Origin of the sequence: Mycobacterium sp. NBC_00419, from assembly GCF_036023875.1 — a bacterium.
Classification (GTDB): Bacteria; Actinomycetota; Actinomycetes; order Mycobacteriales; family Mycobacteriaceae; genus Mycobacterium.
The window spans coordinates 5,193,572-5,210,804 of the sequence record NZ_CP107931.1; the positions used below are offsets into that span (position 1 = coordinate 5,193,572).

At 68.0% G+C, this 17,233-nt stretch carries 12 protein-coding genes; 8 read left to right on the top strand and 4 right to left on the bottom strand.

Features of this window, described 5'->3' with window-relative positions:
* Nucleotides 1–122: 122 nt before the first annotated feature.
* Nucleotides 123–3,611 carry a carboxylic acid reductase gene (car, locus tag OG976_RS24870; RefSeq protein WP_328355106.1) on the bottom strand — a complete coding sequence of 1,163 codons (3,489 nt, stop codon included), beginning with the start codon at nucleotides 3,609–3,611 and terminating at the stop codon, nucleotides 123–125.
* Nucleotides 3,612–3,831: 220 nt separating this feature from the next.
* On the opposite strand from car, the gene OG976_RS24875 reads away from it, so the two are divergent.
* A complete protein-coding gene (locus OG976_RS24875; protein ID WP_328355109.1) occupies nucleotides 3,832–4,452 on the top strand; it encodes a hypothetical protein in 621 nt (206 codons plus the stop codon).
* An 81-nt stretch (nucleotides 4,453–4,533) separates the two neighbouring features.
* Here the strand turns inward: OG976_RS24875 and OG976_RS24880 are convergent, their stop codons facing one another.
* The 3 genes from OG976_RS24880 to OG976_RS24890 form a co-directional block, all read right to left on the bottom strand.
* Nucleotides 4,534–5,970, bottom strand: coding sequence for an aminobutyraldehyde dehydrogenase (locus OG976_RS24880; protein ID WP_328355112.1), 1,437 nt, complete (start codon nucleotides 5,968–5,970; stop codon nucleotides 4,534–4,536).
* A 9-nt stretch (nucleotides 5,971–5,979) separates the two neighbouring features.
* Nucleotides 5,980–7,320 carry a 4-aminobutyrate--2-oxoglutarate transaminase gene (gabT, locus tag OG976_RS24885; protein ID WP_328355115.1) on the bottom strand — a complete coding sequence of 447 codons (1,341 nt, stop codon included), beginning with the start codon at nucleotides 7,318–7,320 and terminating at the stop codon, nucleotides 5,980–5,982.
* A gap of 151 nt (nucleotides 7,321–7,471) precedes the next feature.
* Nucleotides 7,472–8,149 (bottom strand): nitroreductase family protein, encoded by a 678-nt coding sequence (locus tag OG976_RS24890; protein ID WP_328355118.1) that lies wholly within the window; start codon nucleotides 8,147–8,149, stop codon nucleotides 7,472–7,474.
* 160 nt (nucleotides 8,150–8,309) lie between these two features.
* Between OG976_RS24890 and yajC the strand changes: the two genes are divergently transcribed.
* The 7 genes from yajC (at nucleotide 8,310) to OG976_RS24925 (ending at nucleotide 17,189) form a co-directional block, all read left to right on the top strand.
* Nucleotides 8,310–8,645 (top strand): preprotein translocase subunit YajC, encoded by a 336-nt coding sequence (gene yajC / locus OG976_RS24895; RefSeq protein WP_328355121.1) that lies wholly within the window; start codon nucleotides 8,310–8,312, stop codon nucleotides 8,643–8,645.
* Between the two features lie 99 nt (nucleotides 8,646–8,744).
* The gene (gene secD, locus OG976_RS24900; protein ID WP_328355124.1) at nucleotides 8,745–10,553 is read left to right on the top strand and encodes a protein translocase subunit SecD; all 1,809 of its coding nucleotides are present in this window, start codon (nucleotides 8,745–8,747) and stop codon (nucleotides 10,551–10,553) included.
* Between the two features lie 4 nt (nucleotides 10,554–10,557).
* Complete coding sequence (secF, locus tag OG976_RS24905; RefSeq protein ID WP_328355127.1) at nucleotides 10,558–11,790, top strand: protein translocase subunit SecF; 1,233 nt, start codon at nucleotides 10,558–10,560, stop codon at nucleotides 11,788–11,790.
* Between the two features lie 6 nt (nucleotides 11,791–11,796).
* Nucleotides 11,797–13,458, top strand: a complete 1,662-nt coding sequence (locus tag OG976_RS24910; protein WP_328355130.1) for an ABC transporter substrate-binding protein — start codon at nucleotides 11,797–11,799, stop codon at nucleotides 13,456–13,458.
* Nucleotides 13,440–14,021 (top strand): adenine phosphoribosyltransferase, encoded by a 582-nt coding sequence (locus tag OG976_RS24915; protein ID WP_328355133.1) that lies wholly within the window; start codon nucleotides 13,440–13,442, stop codon nucleotides 14,019–14,021. The genes OG976_RS24910 and OG976_RS24915 overlap by 19 nt, the downstream gene beginning before the upstream one ends.
* Before the next feature lie 43 nt (nucleotides 14,022–14,064).
* Complete coding sequence (locus tag OG976_RS24920; RefSeq protein WP_328355136.1) at nucleotides 14,065–16,419, top strand: RelA/SpoT family protein; 2,355 nt, start codon at nucleotides 14,065–14,067, stop codon at nucleotides 16,417–16,419.
* A 2-nt stretch (nucleotides 16,420–16,421) separates the two neighbouring features.
* Nucleotides 16,422–17,189 carry an SDR family NAD(P)-dependent oxidoreductase gene (locus tag OG976_RS24925; RefSeq protein WP_328363981.1) on the top strand — a complete coding sequence of 256 codons (768 nt, stop codon included), beginning with the start codon at nucleotides 16,422–16,424 and terminating at the stop codon, nucleotides 17,187–17,189.
* Nucleotides 17,190–17,233: the final 44 nt, after the last annotated feature.

Genomic DNA, 17,233 nt, shown 5'->3' on the forward strand with positions numbered 1-17,233 from the left:
CCGAACCCGCCCCACGCCCTCAACACTTGACGGCCTGGCCAATCGTACTGCTTGCAACGACAACGACACAGGGGCGTCGATTGGGTCCCATCGCGGCCCCGGTGCCGACTTCGCAAAACGGACTACAGCAGTCCGAGTAGGGCCAAGTCTGTTGCGTACTTGACGACCACGTCAGGGGAGACGTGCGGGATGTCCTTGTCCGCACCGATCTTCGCGTCCTGTACCGCGGCGCGGAAGCTGTCGGTGGGTGCCATTGATCCGCGCAGGGGGTGCTCCGGTCGCCGGTAGTTGTGCAGCAGGGGCAGCAGCGAATAGTGCCGTTGCCGTTCGGGCAGGGCCAGCATCGCCGTTTCGAACCGCTGCAACCACATGTCGTAGTCGGCGATCCGCTGGATCGGGTATCCGGCCTCGATCAGCCAGTCGACGAACTCGTCGAGCCCGATGCCGTCGTCGTAGGGGTTCATCACGTGGTAGGTCTCGAAGCGGTCGGTCACCTCGGTGCCCAACGTCGAGATCGCCTCGGCGACGAACTCGACCGGCAGCCCGTCATAGTGGGCGCGTTGCCGGGTGCCGGCGGCGTCCAGTTCGTAGAACGACGTGGGCGCCAATCCGGTGGCGACCAGGCTCAAGATCATCCGGGTGAACATGTCGGGCAGATTGAGCTGGCCGGCATAGCTGGTGTCGGCCAGGATCATGTCGCAGCGGAACACCGAGACCGGCAGGCCCGCGAGATCGTGAGCTTCCCGCAGCAGCACCTCACCCGCCCACTTGCTGTTGCCGTAGCCGTTGGCATAGGAGTCGTCGACCGCCCGCGTCGCGCTGATTCTGCGGATATCGGCGTCCTCGACGAATCGGCCCGCGGTGATGCCCGCGCCCACACCGATCGTCGACACGTAGATGTAGGGCTTGAGTCGGGTGGCCAACGCGATGCGGATCAGCTCCGCGGTACCTAACACGTTGGGCGCGAACAACTCCCGGTAGGGCAACACGTGGTTGACCAGGGCTGCCGGGTCGACGATCAGGTCGACGGTGTCGGCGAGCCGCTGCCAGGTGGTCGTATCGAGGCCGAGGTTGTGCTCACCCTTGTCACCGGCGAGGACCTCGAGATGCTCGGCGGCCAGCTGCCGGTAATGGGCAAGGAGTCTGGCGTCACCGCTGTCGAACGTGGCGTCGAGGCGGGAGCGGGCATCCTCGTCGGAGCGGGCGCGCACCAGGCAGATCACCTTTCCGCCGACCAGGCTCATCCGCTCCAGCCACTCCACCGCGAGGTAGCGGCCGAGGAAGCCCGTCGCCCCGGTGAGCAGAACGGTGCGGATCTCACGGCGCGGGCTGGGCAGTGTGCCGGCGGCGCTGAGAGTCTCGGCGTCGATGAAGCGTTGCAGCGTAAGGTCTTTGGCGTGGACCTCGGTGGCGGCGGCACCGTGCACTGCGGCGAAGGTCGGCCGTGTGCTGGTGCAGGAACGCTGCGCCTCGACGTAGGCGGCGATGGAACGCAGGTCACTGGCCGGACTGACGATCACCCCGACGGGCACCTCCACGCCGAAGACCTCGTTGAGCAGGTTGGCAAAGGTCAACGCGGACAACGAGTCTCCGCCGAGGTCGGTGAAGTGCGCCCCGGCGTCGAGATCGCCAGCCGCGGTGCCCAGCAGCGCGCCTGCGGCACGGATAAGCGTCGCCAGCACCGGGGCGTCGGCTGCGCTGCCCCGGATGGCCCGCAGCTCGTCTTCCTGCGCGCGGGCTAGATCGGTGTACAGCTGTTCGAGGGTGGGGCCGTAGCGTTCCTTCAACCGCGGCCAGGCGAGCTTGCGGATGCCGGTCAACAGGCCGTTCTCCACGGTGAACGGCGTCGTCTCGATCAGGACGTCGCGGGGGATCTCATAGGACTGCAGGCCCGCGGCGTGCGCCACGGTCTGCAGTGACTCGGTGATCGCCGACTTGAGTCCGGCCTCGTCGCGACTGGCACGCGCCTCGTCGGTGGGCACCACCACAGCGAGCAGGTAGGGCCGAGAACTGTTGGCGTACAGGTAGATCTGCGAGACCAGCGGACTCGCGGTGAACACCGCCTCCAGTGTGGACACCGTGACGAACTCGCCTTGTGACAGCTTGAGAACGTTGTTGCGGCGGTCGACATAGCGGACCTGGTCGGGCCCGACGGCGGCGACGATGTCACCGGTGCGGTAGAAGCCGTCGGCGTCGAACACCCCGGCGGTGACATCGGGGCGGCGGTAATAGCCTGCGAACAGTTGCTCGGACTTGACCAGCAGCTCGCCGCGCGGATGGGGTAGATCGGTGGCGAAGTAGCCGAGTTCGGGGACGTCGACGAGTTTGTAGTCGGTCACCGGCGGCCGCCTGATCTGGCCGTCGGCGAAGACGGCGCCGGCCTCGGTCGAGCCGTATCCCTCGACCAGGTGCATGTCCAGGAACCGCTCGACCCAGTCTTTGAGTTCGGGGGCGATCGGCGCCGACCCGCTCATCGCGGTGACGAACCGGCCGCCCAGCAGGCTCTGCCGCTTCTCGGCGAGCACCCGGTTCTCGTCGGTGTCGGTACGGCGGTCGACCTCGCGCTGCACCTCCTGGTGGATCATGTCCCACACGCGGGGGACCAGACTGAGCTGTGTCGGTCGGACCAGCGCGAGGTCCTCGAGAAATGTCGAGAGATCGGGCCGGGCGGCGAAATACACGGTGCCACCGGTGCTCAGCGCACCGTAGAGGGCACCGCGGCCCATCACATGGCTCATCGGCATGAAGCTGAGCACGATCGCCGGAACCTGTCCGTGCTGCTGGTCCCACTGCTGCGCGGCGGCGCTCCACATGTCGGCGACCTTGCTTGCGGGGTACATCGCTCCCTTGGGCGCGCCCGTGCTGCCCGAGGTGTAGACCAGAAGCGCCAGCGGGTCGTCGTCGAGTGCAATCGTGGGCGTGCCGGTCGCACCGAGGACACCGCGGTCGATCTCTTCTGCCAGGGTCGCCACTGTCACACCGGTGCCCTCCAGTGCGATGGCCGCGATGTCGAGTGCCTCGCGGTGCCCGTCGTCGTCGGCATGAAAGTCGAAGACCACCAAACGTTTCAGCGTCGGTCCGGTCAGTACGAGCTGTACTGCGTCATCGAGGTAGTCGATGCCGACGGCCATCAGGGCGGGCTCGGTCTCGGCGACGATCGGTGCGAGGTGCGAGGGTGCCGCGCTGGTCTGCAATGGCACGCCCACGGCGCCGAGCTGAGTCAGCGCGAGGTCGACCACCGTGTAGTCGACGCTGGTGAACCCGAGGATCGCCACCCGGTCTCCGGGTTGTACCGCGGTGCCTGCCCACGCCCGGGTGATCGCCTCGACGCGCTCCCACAGCTGCCCGTAGGTGAGGGTGTCGAATGCCGGTTCGGTCACCCGGGTCCGGCGCCCGGTGTCGGGGTCGAGCTGCAATCGAGTGACACGCTGGCCCACCGCAGGCCGATCGGCGTAGCCGGCCAACACGGTCCTGACCATCGCGGACAGGGGCAGCCCGACAGCTGCCTCGCTGACCCCGGGCAGGGGCTGTGCTGCGGCGAACTGCGGATCGGTGGCATAGAGGTCGGTGATTCGGCGGGTGAAACGGTCTTCGCGGGTATCGAGTGGCATGACGAATCTCCAAGCAAGTCAAGAATCGGATCGTGGGCGCCACGCTGCGCCCGAAAGCAATGACGTTAGAGAAGCTAACGATATTCCCGGTGGCAGGCGGATCGCCGCTGCTCGTCGCTGTGAATGTCCTGTCAGTAGCGGGCGTTACGACCGATGGTGGCGCGGGTATGCGACGGACGTCACCACCGGCGCTCCGCGCCGGGCGAAGACAGGAGGCGTCATGAACGACGTGGACACCCGTGCCGGCCGACTCGACATCCCGCGCAGCCGAGGTGCGGCGAGCGGCTTTCTACTCATCCTGCTGGGGCTGTGGGGGGCGCTCGTGCCGTTCATCGGCCCGTACTTCGACTTCGCCTACGATCCGGACACCCCGTGGACGTGGACCGGTGGCCGCGGCTGGCTGGAGGTCCTGCCCGGTGTGCTCACCGCTCTGGGCGGGCTGCTGCTGCTGGCCTCGGGCAACCGGGCCACGGCCATGCTGGGCGGCTGGATCAGCGTGGTCGCCGGTGTCTGGTTCGTGGTGGGACGGCTGTTCGCCGGGCCGTGGGGCCTGGGCGATGTCGGCACCCCCGTGGCCGATACGGTGGCCCGCCAGATCGCCATGGAGTTGCTGTTCTTCAGTGGGCTCGGCGCGTTGATCATCTTCCTGGGCGCCACCGCACTGGGCCGGTTGTCCGTGCGCAGCCTGCGCGACGTGCGCTACGCCCAGCGCCCCGTCGCCGCCCCCGTCGCTGAGCCTGTGGTGGCCGGCCCGGCTGACGTCGTCGACGACGAGCCGCGGCCCCGCCGTAGCTGGCGGCAACGGTTGACCGGTTCACGGCGCACACCGGTCAACCAGTGAGCGCCGAGATCGACGAATTGGCGTCCTCCACTCGACTTTTCGCGCCCGTGTGTCGGTTTGGGCGCGACGGGGGAGTGGGACTCAGCCGCCTGTGTAGGCCATCACGTGCTTGATGCGGGTGTAGTCCTCCAGGCCGTACATCGACAGGTCCTTGCCGTGACCGGAGGACTTGTATCCGCCGTGCGGCATCTCGGCGACCAGCGGGATATGCGTATTGATCCAGACACAGCCGAAGTCCAGTGCGGCCGAGACCCGCAGGGCCCGTGAGACATCCTTGGTCCACACCGAGGAGGCCAGGCCGTACTCGACGCCGTTGGCCCAGCCGATGGCCTCGGCCTCGTCAGCGAACGACTGCACGGTGATCACCGGCCCGAAGATCTCCTCCTGAACATGGCGGTCACCCTGGCGCAGGCCGCCGATGACCGTCGGCTCGATGTAGAAACCCTTGTCGCCCTGACGGTTTCCGCCCGCGGCGACGGTGGCATGCGACGGCACATCGGAGAGGAAGCCCAGCACCCGTTCCAGCTGGTTCGGGTTGTTGACCGGCGGCACCCAGGCATCCTCGTCGTCGGGTGCGCGCCCGAACGTGGTGGCCGTACCCCTGGCCTGCTCTGCCAGCGCAGCCGTGAGTTCCTCGGCGACTCCGGCGTGGGCGAGCACCCGGGTGGCCGCGGTGCAGTCCTGGCCGGCGTTGAAATAGCCCGCGACGGCGATACCCTCTGCGGCGGCGGCGATGTCGGCGTCGTCGAAGACGAGCACCGGCGCCTTGCCGCCGAGTTCAAGGTGGGTTCGCTTGAGGTTGCCGCCCGCGCTGACGGCCACCGCACGCCCGGCGGCGACCGACCCGGTGATCGACACCATCTGCGGCGTCGGGTGCGCGACGACGCCCGCGCCGGTGACCCGGTCGCCGCAGACCACGTTCAGCACGCCGGGGCCGAAGTGCTTGGCGGCGATCTCGGCCAGCATCACGGTGGACACCGGAGTGGTGTCACTGGGCTTGAGTACCACCGTGTTTCCCGCGGCGATGGCCGGGCAGAACTTCCAGATGGCCATCATCATCGGGTAGTTCCACGGCGCAACCTGGCCGATGACCCCGACCGGCTCGCGGCGGATCCAGGACGTGTGGTTCGCCAGGTACTCCCCGGCGGACTTGCCCTCCAGAATCCGGGCCGCGCCGGCGAAGAACCGGATCTGGTCGACCATCGGCGGGATCTCCTCGGCCGCCGTCACATGGTTCGGCTTGCCGGTGTTACGGCCCTCAGCCGCAACCAGATCGGCTGCCGCCTTTTCAACATCATCGGCGAACCCCAGCAGTGCCTTCTGGCGATGCGACGGGGTGGTGCGCTTCCAGTCGGCGAACGCCGTCGCCGCCGCGGCGTAGGCGTTGTCGATGTCCTGCTCGTTGGAAATCGGTGCCGTGCCGTACTTTTCACCCGTCGACGGGTCGACGATCGGCATCGTGGCTCCGCTGACGGAGTCCACGAGTTCGCCGTTGATGAAGTTCTTGACGATCGTCATCGCGGCGTCCTAGCTGTCGGCGAGGATGCCGGCCAGGATGTCGAGCCCCTCGATCAGCAGTTCGTCACTGATGGTCAGGGGCGGCAGGAAACGCAGGATGTTGCCGAACGTGCCGCAGGTGAGCACCAGGACGCCCTGTGAATGCGCCTTGGCCGCAAGGGTTTTGGTCAGGTCCGGATCGGGTTCGGCCGTGCCGGACTTCACCAGCTCCACGGCGATCATCGCGCCGCGGCCGCGGACATCACCGATGCGGTCGTCGTCGGCCTGAATGCGGCCGAGCTTGTCCTTCATCACCTTCTCGATGTGCTTGGCCCGGTCGAGCAGCCCGTCGAGCTCGATGGTCTCGATGGTGGCCAGCGCCGCCGCGCACGCCACCGGGTTGCCGCCGTAGGTGCCGCCCAGGCCACTGACATGAGGGGCGTCCATGATCTCGGCGCGACCGGTCACCGCTGCCAGCGGCAGGCCGTCGGCGATGCCCTTGGCGGTGACGATCAGGTCGGGCTCGATGCCCTCGTCCTCGCAGGCGAACATCGCGCCGGTACGGGCGAACCCGGACTGCACCTCGTCGGCGATGAACACCACATTGTTGTCCGAACACCACGCGCGCAGCGTCGGCAGGAACCCGGGTGCGGGAACGATGAATCCGCCCTCGCCCTGGATGGGCTCGATGATGACCGCGGCCAGGTTGCCCGCGCCGATCTGCTTGTCGATCACCGTCAGTGCGCGCTCGGCGGCGAGTTCGCCGTCGGTGGCCCACTCTTTGTCGATCAGGCCGTCGCGGTACGGGTAGGACATCGGCGCCCGGTAGACCTCCGGCGCGAACGGGCCGAACCCGCTCTTGTAGGGCATCGACTTGGCGGTCAGCGCCATCGTGAGGTTGGTGCGGCCGTGGTAGGCGTGGTCGAAGGCCACCACCGCGGTCTTGCGGGTGTAGGCGCGGGCCACCTTGATGGCGTTCTCCACTGCCTCGGCCCCGGAGTTGAACAGCGCCGAACGCTTCTCGTAGGAGCCCGGGGTCAGCCGGTTGAGATGTTCGGCGACGGCGATGTACTCCTCGTAGGGCGTCACCATGAAGCAGGTGTGGGTGAAGTCGGCGACCTGGGCGCGCACCGCGTCGATCACCCGCGGCGAGGAGTTGCCGATCGTCGTCACCGCGATACCCGAGCCGAGATCGATGAGCCGGTTGCCGTCGACGTCCTCGATGATCCCGCCCGCGGCCCGCGCCGCGTAGACCGGCATGGTGACGCCGACACCACGCGACACCGCGGCCACACGGCGCTTGGACAGTTCGATCGACACGGGGCCGGGGATCTCGGTGACGAGTTTGCGGCTCTGCTCGAGGGTGGTCACAGCTGTTCTCCTAGGCGATGCGGCGCTGGACGAAGCGGGCCATCAGAGCCTATCGGTGCGAGCGCAGACTTCAACTGAAAACCCGGTTCGAGGACGCGAGATGTAATGGATTACGTCGTTCTGAGACCCATTATCAACGTAATCGGTGGTGTCATGTCGGCAAGGGGGGTCCGTCGACCCGATCGACCGTCGTGAACGACGTCACCGGGCCGCGCCGCAACCGCGTCGGCTGGTGAACGGGGTGCCCGAGTGCGATCACGGCGGCCAGTGCCAGCGGCCCGTGGGCGCCCAGCAGCTGTTTCACCTCGTCCTCCCGCTGGATGAGCATGGTCGTCATGACGCCGCCGAGGCCTTCGGCCCGCGCGGCCAGCAGCAGGTTCCAGGCGAACGGATACACCGAGGCCCCGCCGGCGAACGTGTAGCGATCCAGGTCGCGGTCCACCGCCGCCAGCTGGGACAGGTCGGCGAACAGCGCGATCAGAACCGGAACCGTGTCGAGGTGGGCGGCGAAACCCTGCACCGCGCCGGCCTGCCCGGCCGCGGCCGCCAGCGCGGCGCGCTCGGCATCGGGGTCGTTGACCGGTGACCACGGCCGCAGACCGGCTGCGCTCATCGCCAGATAGTCGGTCCAGCCGGGCAGATACAGGTCACGTAGCCGCGACCGGATCTCGGGATCCTTGACGACCACCACCCGCCAGGCCTGCGCGTTGCCGCCACTGGGCGCGAAGCGGGCGGTGTCGAGGATGCGCGCCAGCACCGCGTCCGGCACGGGTTCATCGGTGAAATCTCGCACCGTCCCGGTGCTACGCAGCGTCTCGATGAGGTCCATCCGACCATCTTCTCCGGTCGGCGGGCTGGAGCGAAGCGACCGGGGGATCAACACCGTGGCGGTCACAGCCGCAACCGCCAATGGCAGACTGGACCGCTATGAGGCCCGTGGCCGATCGGTCCCGGAGCATTACCCCCGCACCCGATATGAAAGTGCTGTCATGGATCTAGTCGTCTTCTTGCCCCTGATCATCCTCATGGGCGCGTTCATGTGGTTCTCGTCGCGCCGCCAGCGCAAGGCCATGCAGGCCACGATCGACCTGCACGAGTCCTTGAGCGTCGGCGACCGTGTGCACACCACCTCCGGCCTGCAGGCCACCATCACCGGCATCACCGATGACAACGTCGACCTCGAGATCGCCCCCGGCGTGGTGACCACCTGGATGAAGCTGGCCATCCGCGACCGCGTCGAGCCCGAGGCCCCCGAGGACGAGGATTCGGAGTCTGGAGCTGCCGAAATAACCGAAAGCGACGCGGACCGCCTGACCAAAGACTGATCGCCAGGCTCGCCACGTACCCTCTACCGAGAACCGACGGCGGATCTCGCAGGTACCTTGCGGAGCGGATCGCGGCACACACCTAGGAGAAGCAACAACGTGGCATCGTCTTCGGCGCCGGTGCATCCGTACCGTTACCTGACGCTGTTCTTGGTCCTGCTCATCGGGGTCTACCTGCTCGTCTTCCTCACCGGTAACAAGCAGTCGGATCCGAAATTGGGCATCGACCTGCAGGGCGGTACCCGCGTCACGCTCACCGCGCGGACCCCGGACGGCTCCAAGCCCACCCGCGATGCCCTCAACCAGGCGCAGCAGATCATCAGTGCCCGGGTGAACGGCCTCGGCGTGTCGGGATCCGAGGTGGTGATCGACGGCGACAACCTGGTCATCACCGTTCCCGGCAACGACGGCAACGAGGCTCGCAACCTGGGCCAGACCGCGCGTCTGTTCATCCGTCCGGTAATCGGGCAGCCGATCCCGGTGGAGGCCATCAAGGCCCAGGCCAACGGTCAACGTCCCGGCGCCGGCGCACCGCCGCCCGGTGCACCGCCGGGCGCGCCGCCGGCCGGTGCCCCCGCACCCGGTGCCGCGCCGCCTGCCGCCCCCGCTCCGGCCCCGGAGTCGGGAGCCCCCGCGCCGCAGCCACGTCCGTTCCCGCTGGAGCCGACCCCGGAGCCCACACCCGCGCCCGGCCAGCCCGCCGCGCCCGCACCTCCGGGTGCCGGGCCCGCGCCTGCGCCCGGTCAGCCGGCTCCGCCCGCACCGCCGGGACCGCCGGATCCGCGTAAGGACCTCGCGGCGCGGATCAAGTTCGAGAAGGAACTGCGCCAGAGCACCAACCAGAACCTGCTGCTGCTGGCCGTGCAGTACATGGCCGGCCGCTGCGACCAGGAAGACGTGCTCGCCGGAAACGACGACCCGAACCTGCCGCTGGTGACGTGCTCGGAAGACCACAAGTACGTCTACGTGCTGGACAAGTCGATCATCAGTGGCGATCAGATCAAGAACGCCACCTCCGGTCTGGACAACCAGAGCGGCGCCTACGTCGTCGACGTGGAGTTCAAGGAGCAGGCCGCCACCACGTGGGCCGACTTCACCGCCGCCAACATCGGTACGCAGACCGCGTTCACGCTCGACTCGCAGGTGGTCAGCGCGCCGCAGATCCGGGAGGCCATTCCGGGCGGGCGTACCCAGATCAGCGGTGGCAACCCACCATTCACCTCCGACTCCGCCAAACAGCTGGCCAACGTCCTCAAGTACGGGTCGCTGCCGCTGTCGTTCGAGTCGTCGGAAGCTGAAACCGTATCGGCGACACTGGGATTGGCGTCGCTGCGGGCCGGTTTGATCGCCGGTGCGATCGGTCTGGCGCTGGTGCTGGTGTACTCGCTGCTGTACTACCGGGTGCTCGGCGTGCTGACGGCGCTGTCGCTGGTGGCCTCCGGCGCCATGGTGTTCGGCATCCTGGTGCTGCTCGGCAGATACATCAACTACACACTCGACTTGGCCGGTATCGCGGGTCTGATCATCGGCATCGGTACGACGGCCGACTCGTTCGTGGTGTTCTTCGAACGCATCAAAGACGAGATCCGCGAAGGCCGTTCGTTCCGTTCGGCGGTGCCACGAGGCTGGGTGCGTGCCCGTAAGACGATCCTGTCGGGCAATGCGGTGACCTTCCTGGCCGCCGCGGTGCTCTACTTCCTGGCCGTCGGCCAGGTCAAGGGCTTCGCGTTCACCCTCGGCCTGACGACGATCCTCGACGTAGTCGTGGTGTTCCTGGTGACCTGGCCGCTGATCTACCTGGCCTCCAAGTCGCCGACGATGGCGAAACCGGCACTCAACGGTCTCGGAGCGGTGCAGCAGATCGCCCGGGAACGTCGCGCTGTCGCTTCTGTGACGGGACGGGGGTAAGCACATGGCCAGGGATACGACCGAAGACACCGAAACCACCGGCGTCGAGGCGCCCGACCTCGAAGCCGCCGCACCCAGGCATAACTTCTTCGTCCGCCTCTACACCGGCACCGGCGCCTTCGAGGTCATCGGTAGACGCAAGATGTGGTACGCCATCAGCGGCCTGATCGTGGCGGCCGCGGTGGCCAGCATCGTGCTCAAGGGCTTCACGTTCGGCATCGACTTCGAAGGTGGCACCAAGGTCTCGCTGCCGGTGGCGGGTGAGACGAGCATCGCCACCACCCAGCAGGTCGAGGACGTGTTCAGCAAGACCCTCGGTAAGAGCCCCGAGGCGGTGGTCCAGGTGGGCAACGGTTCCACGGCGACCATCCAGATCCGCTCGGAGGCGCTGAGCAATCAGCAGACCGCCCAGCTGCGCACCGCGCTGTTCGACGCGTTCAAGCCCAAGGGTTCCGACGGCCAGCCCAGCGAGACGGCGATCAGCGACTCCGCGGTCTCCGAAACCTGGGGTGACCAGATCACCAAGAAGGCGCTGCTGGCGCTGGTGGTGTTCCTGGTGCTCGCCGCCATCTACATCACCCTGCGCTACGAGAAGTACATGGCGATCTCGGCGCTGACAACGCTGGTGTTCGACCTGGTCGTCACCGCGGGCGTGTACTCGATCGTGGGCTTCGAGGTGACACCTGCGACGGTGATCGGCCTGCTGACCATTCTGGGCTTCTCGCTCTACGACACGGTCATCGTGTTCGACAAGGTCGAGGAGAACACCCACGGCTTCGAACACACCACCCGGCGAACCTTTGCCGAGCAGGCCAACCTGGCGGTCAACCAGACCTTCATGCGTTCGATCAACACCAGCCTCATCTCGGTGCTGCCGATCCTGGCGCTCATCGTGGTGGCGGTCTGGTTGCTCGGTGTCGGCACGCTGATGGACCTGGCTCTGGTGCAGCTGGTCGGTGTCATCGTCGGTACCTACTCGTCGATCTTCTTCGCGACACCGCTGCTGGTGACCATGCGGGAGCGCACCGACAAGGTACGCACCCACACCCGCCGGGTGCTCAACCGCCGCAAGCCGGCGGCCACCACCACCGCCGCCGAGATCACCGGCGACGACGTCGAGGCCGAGCCGGTGCCCGCTGCGGTGGGCAACAAGCCGGCGCCCGGCGCCCGCCCGGTCCGGCCGTCCAGCTCGCGCGCGGGCCGGCCGACAGGCAAGCGCAGCACCCGAGGGCGATAACGCGACATGGTTGTCCGGCGCAGGGGCGCCGCCGCTCTCTCGGCGGCGGCTGTCGTGGGCGTTCTCGCCGCCGGCACGCTCAGCGCCTGCACCGGTAGCGCCGCCGAGCAGGTCAACTACGCCGTCGACGGCATGCTGATCAGCTACAACACCAACACCGTCTCCGGGGCGGCGTCGGCGGGCCCGCAGGCCTTCGCCCGCGTGCTGACCGGGTTCACCATCCACGGTCCGGACGGCCAGCCGCTGGCCGACCACGACTTCGGTTCGGTCGCGGTGGTGGGCCGCGATCCGCTGGTGCTCGACTATCAGATCGCCGACAACGCCGTGTATTCCGACGGCAAACCGGTGACGTGCGACGACATGGTGCTGGCGTGGGCCGCCCAGTCGGGGCGCTTCCCGGCCTTCGCCGCCGCCAGCCGCGCCGGCTACCTCGACATCGACGGCATCGAATGCCGTCCGGGGCAGAAGAAGGCCAGGGTGAGCTTCGCACCCGGCCGGGCCATCACCGACTACATGCAGTTGTTCACCGCGACATCGATGATGCCTTCGCACGTCCTCGACGACGAACTCGGGCTCAGCGTCACCCAGGTGCTGCAGGTCGGTGACCCCGCGGCCGTCGACCGGGTCGCGCAGGCCTGGAACACCACTTGGGACCTCAAGCCCGGGATGAAGGGCGCGGACCTCAAGAAGTTCCCGTCGTCGGGCCCGTACAAGATCGACTCGGTGCTGCCCGAGGGCGCGGTCGTGCTGACCGCCAACGACCGCTGGTGGGGTGCCAAACCCATCACCAAGCGGGTGACGGTGTGGCCGCGCGGGGTCGACGTTCAGGACCGCCTCAACAATGGCAGCTTCCAGGTCGTTGACGTCGCGACCGGGTCCTCGGGCACCCTGACGACCCCGGACGACTACGACCGCTTCGAGATCCCCTCCGGCGGTATCGAGCAGCTCATCTTCGCCCCCGTCGGGCCGCTGGCGGGGCCGCCGGCCCGGCGCGCGGTGGCGCTGTGCACACCGCGGGACCTCATCGCGCTCAACGCCGAGTCGCCGATCTCCACCGCCCGGCTCAACCCGGCTGACGACAACGCCTACACCGGTGTCGAGGGGACTGCTGCCGTCGGCCAGTTCGGGGCGGCCGATCCCGATGCCGCACGCGCCGCGCTGAACGGACAGCCGCTGACCGTGCGGGTCGGCTACCAGGCGCCCAACCCCCGGCTGGCCGCGACCGTCGGGGCGATCACCAAATCCTGCGCGGCCGCGGGCATCACCGTGGTGGATGCGACGTCGGACACCACCGGCCCGCAGACATTGCGCGACGGCGGTATCGACATGCTGCTGGCCAGTACCGGCGGAGCCTCCGGCAGCGGCTCCACCGGCTCGTCGGCCATGGATGCCTACACGCTGTTCAGCGGCAACGGCAACAACCTGCCCGGCTACTCCAACCCGCAGATCGACGGGATCATCTCCGCGCTGGCGGTCACCACCGACCTCAAGGAGCAGGCGCGTCTGCTCGGGGATAGCTCGCCGATCCTGTGGGGCGACATGCCCACGCTGCCGCTGTACCGTCAGCAGCGCACGGTGATGGCGTCGAAGAAGATGTATGCCGTGGAAGGCAATCCGACCAAATGGGGCGCGGGCTGGAACATGGACCGATGGGTGTACGAGCAGTGACACAAACACCGGAATCCGACGAGCCGGGCGGCCGGCGACAGACATCCGTTGCCGACGTGATCGCCGGGCTGACCCGCGAGGTGCCCGACTTCCCGGAACCGGGCATCCAGTTCAAGGACCTCACCCCGGTGCTGGCCGACACCCACGGGTTCGCCGTGGTGACCGGTGCGCTGGCGGAGATCGCCGACGGGGCCGACCTGGTGGCCGGGATCGACGCCCGCGGTTTTCTGCTCGGCGGCGCGGTGGCTCACCGCCTCGGCATCGGCGTGCTCGCCATCCGCAAGGGCGGCAAGTTGCCCCCGCCGGTGCACAGCCGCACCTATGACCTGGAGTACGGCACGGCGACGCTGGAGATCCCGGCTGAGGGCATCGAGCTGACCGGCCGGCGAATCGTGATCATCGACGACGTGCTGGCCACCGGCGGCACCATCGCCGCCGCACGTGACCTGCTGATCGCCGGCGGGGCCGACGTGCCGGTGGCCGCGGTGGTGCTGGAACTGGCTGCACTCGGTGGGCGCGAAAAAGTGGCGCCGCTGCCGGTCCGCAGCTTGCGCAGCATGTGAGGCGATATCCTCGCTGTACGGGAGCGAGCGCGAGGAGGTGACCATGGCTGACGAACCGGGCACAGGCGCGGCGGTACAGCCCCTGCCGGTCGCCGAGATTCCGCCCGCCGAGCCGCGGGTGGAGACCTCCAAGTCCACCAGCAGCGCATCGCGGCGGGTCCGCGCGCGACTGGCCAGGCGGATGACGTCGCAGCGCAGCACGCTCAATCCCGTGCTCGAGCCGCTGGTGGCGGTGCACCGCCAGATCTATCCCAAGGCCGATCTGGTGTTCCTGCAGCGGGCCTACGACGTCGCCGAGGCCAAGCACGCCGACCAGCTGCGCCGCTCCGGCGACCCGTACATCACCCATCCGCTGGCGGTCGCCAACATCCTGGCCGAACTCGGCATGGACACCACCACGCTGGTTGCTGCTCTGCTGCACGACACCGTCGAGGACACCGGCTACACGCTGGAGGCGCTGACCACCGACTTCGGCGACGAGGTCGGCCACCTGGTCGACGGCGTCACCAAGCTGGACAAGGTTGTGCTGGGCAGCGCCGCGGAGGGCGAGACCATCCGCAAGATGATCATCGCGATGGCGCGCGACCCGCGGGTGCTCGTCATCAAGGTCGCCGACCGGCTGCACAACATGCGGACCATGCGATTCCTGCCGCCGGAGAAGCAGGCCCGCAAAGCCCGCGAGACGCTGGAAGTCATTGCGCCGCTTGCGCATCGCCTCGGTATGGCCACCGTCAAGTGGGAGCTGGAGGATCTGTCGTTCGCGATCCTGCACCCCAAGCGCTACGACGAGATCGTCCGCCTGGTCGCCGACCGGGCGCCCTCGCGCGACACCTATCTGGCCAAGGTGCGTGCCGAGATCAACAGTGCGCTGTCCGGGATGAAGATCGGGGCGGTCGTCGAGGGCAGGCCCAAGCACTACTGGTCGATCTATCAGAAGATGATTGTCAAGGGCCGCGATTTCGACGACATCCACGACCTGGTCGGGGTACGCATCCTGTGCGACGAGATCCGCGACTGCTATGCCGCTGTGGGCGTGGTGCATTCGCTGTGGCAGCCGATGCCGGGCCGCTTCAAGGACTACATCGCCCAGCCCCGCTACGGGGTGTACCAGTCGTTGCACACCACCGTCGTCGGCCCGGAAGGCAAGCCGCTGGAGGTGCAGATCCGCACCCGCGACATGCACCGCACCGCCGAGTACGGTATCGCCGCGCACTGGCGCTACAAAGAATCCAAGGGCCGCAACGGAGTTCCGCATCCGCATGCCGCCGCCGAGATCGACGACATGGCCTGGATGCGCCAACTGCTCGACTGGCAGCGGGAAGCCGCCGACCCCGGCGAGTTCCTCGAGTCACTGCGCTACGACCTCGCCGTCCAGGAGATCTTCGTGTTCACCCCGAAGGGTGACGTGATCACGCTTCCTGCCGGGTCCACCCCGGTGGACTTCGCCTACGCCGTGCACACCGAGGTCGGCCACCGGTGCATCGGCGCCCGCGTCAACGGCCGACTGGTCGCATTGGAGCGCAAGCTCGAAAACGGGGAAGTGGTCGAGGTTTTCACCTCCAAGGCGCCGAATGCCGGACCGTCCCGGGACTGGCAGACCTTCGTGGTGTCCCCACGCGCCAAGGCCAAGATTCGGCAGTGGTTCGCCAAGGAGCGCCGCGAGGAGGCTCTGGAGGCGGGCAAGGATTCCATCGCCCGTGAGGTGCGCCGGGGTGGACTTCCGTTGCAGCGCTTGGTCAATGGCGAGGCGATGGCTGCCCTGGCCCAGGAGCTGCGCTACGGCGACGTCTCAGCGCTCTACACGGCCGTCGGCGAGGGTCACGTCTCGCCGCGGCACGTGGTGCAGCGCCTGGTGGCCCAGCTCGGCGGCACCGACAGCGCCGAAGATGAACTGGCCGAACGGTATACGCCAGCCACCATGCCGGTGCGTCAGCGCAACAACGACGACACCGGGGTGGCGGTGCCCGGCGCGCCCGGAACGCTGACCAAACTGGCCAAGTGCTGCACGCCGGTGCCCGGGGACAACATCATGGGCTTCGTCACCCGTGGCGGCGGGGTCAGCGTGCACCGCACCGACTGCACCAACGCCACATCGCTGCAGCAGCAGGCCGAACGCATCATCGAGGTGCACTGGGCGCCCTCGCCCACGTCGGTGTTCCTGGTGGCGATCCAGGTCGAGGCGCTCGACCGGCATCGGCTGCTCTCCGATGTCACCCGGGTGCTGGCCGACGAACGGGTGAACATCCTGTCGGCGTCGGTGACCACCTCCAACGACCGGGTGGCCATCAGCCGCTTCACCTTCGAGATGGGTGATCCCAAGCATCTGGGCCATGTGCTCAACACGGTGCGCAATGTCGAAGGCGTCTACGACGTCTACCGAGTGACTAGCGCGGCGTGACGATGGCGACAGTGATCACCGGGGCTTCGGCCGGACTCGGCGCCGAGTATGCGCGCGCTTTCGCCGCCCGCGGACATGACCTGGTGCTGGTCGCCCGCCGCCAGGATGCGCTGGAAACGCTGGCGAGCGAGCTGCGTTCGGCGCACAACGTCGCGGTCACCGTCTTCGCCCGCGACCTGGCCGTCGCGGGTGCGGGCGCCGAACTGGTCTCGGCCACCGAGGCGGCGGGCATCACGGTCGATGTGCTGATCAACAACGCCGGATTCGGCACCCACGGCGATCTCGTCGACGCCGACCCGCAGCGGCTGGCCGACGAGATCCAGCTCAACTGCGCCACGCTGGTCGACCTGACGGCGCGCTACCTGCCCGGGATGCGCGCTCGGGGCCGCGGCACGATCGTCAACATCGCCTCCACCGCCGGTTTTCAGCCGGTGCCGCACATGGCGGTCTACGGGGCGACCAAGGCGTTCGTGCTGTCGTTCAGCGAAGCACTGTGGGCCGAGGAGAAGCCGCACGGGATCCGTGTGCTCGCGGTGTGCCCCGGTGCCACCGACACCGAATTCTTCGACATCGCAGGCGAATCGGCGGCGCTGGGCAAGAAGCGTTCCGCGCGGCAGGTCGTCGAGCGCACCATCCGCGAACTCGATGGCGGCAAGCCGAGTTTTGTCGACGGGCTCAGCAACGCCGTCACCGCACACCTGCTGACCAGGCTGGTGCCGCGGCGGCTGTTGATCACCGTGACGGGGCGGCTGATGGGCGGCCGGAACTGAACGCCGTCAGCCTGACCGGCGGTCGTCCGACCGTGCACCTGTAG

Excerpts from the sequence above, each read along its gene's own strand:
- car (WP_328355106.1), bottom strand. The coding sequence starts at position 3,611 with ATGCCACTCGATACCCGCGAAGACCGTTTCACCCGCCGAATCACCGAC.
- OG976_RS24875 (WP_328355109.1), top strand. The coding sequence starts at position 3,832 with ATGAACGACGTGGACACCCGTGCCGGCCGACTCGACATCCCGCGCAGC.
- OG976_RS24880 (WP_328355112.1), bottom strand. The coding sequence starts at position 5,970 with ATGACGATCGTCAAGAACTTCATCAACGGCGAACTCGTGGACTCCGTC.
- OG976_RS24890 (WP_328355118.1), bottom strand. The coding sequence starts at position 8,149 with ATGGACCTCATCGAGACGCTGCGTAGCACCGGGACGGTGCGAGATTTC.
- yajC (WP_328355121.1), top strand. The coding sequence starts at position 8,310 with ATGGATCTAGTCGTCTTCTTGCCCCTGATCATCCTCATGGGCGCGTTC.
- secF (WP_328355127.1), top strand. The coding sequence starts at position 10,558 with ATGGCCAGGGATACGACCGAAGACACCGAAACCACCGGCGTCGAGGCG.
- OG976_RS24910 (WP_328355130.1), top strand. The coding sequence starts at position 11,797 with ATGGTTGTCCGGCGCAGGGGCGCCGCCGCTCTCTCGGCGGCGGCTGTC.
- OG976_RS24915 (WP_328355133.1), top strand. The coding sequence starts at position 13,440 with ATGGGTGTACGAGCAGTGACACAAACACCGGAATCCGACGAGCCGGGC.
- OG976_RS24920 (WP_328355136.1), top strand. The coding sequence starts at position 14,065 with ATGGCTGACGAACCGGGCACAGGCGCGGCGGTACAGCCCCTGCCGGTC.
- OG976_RS24925 (WP_328363981.1), top strand. The coding sequence starts at position 16,422 with ATGGCGACAGTGATCACCGGGGCTTCGGCCGGACTCGGCGCCGAGTAT.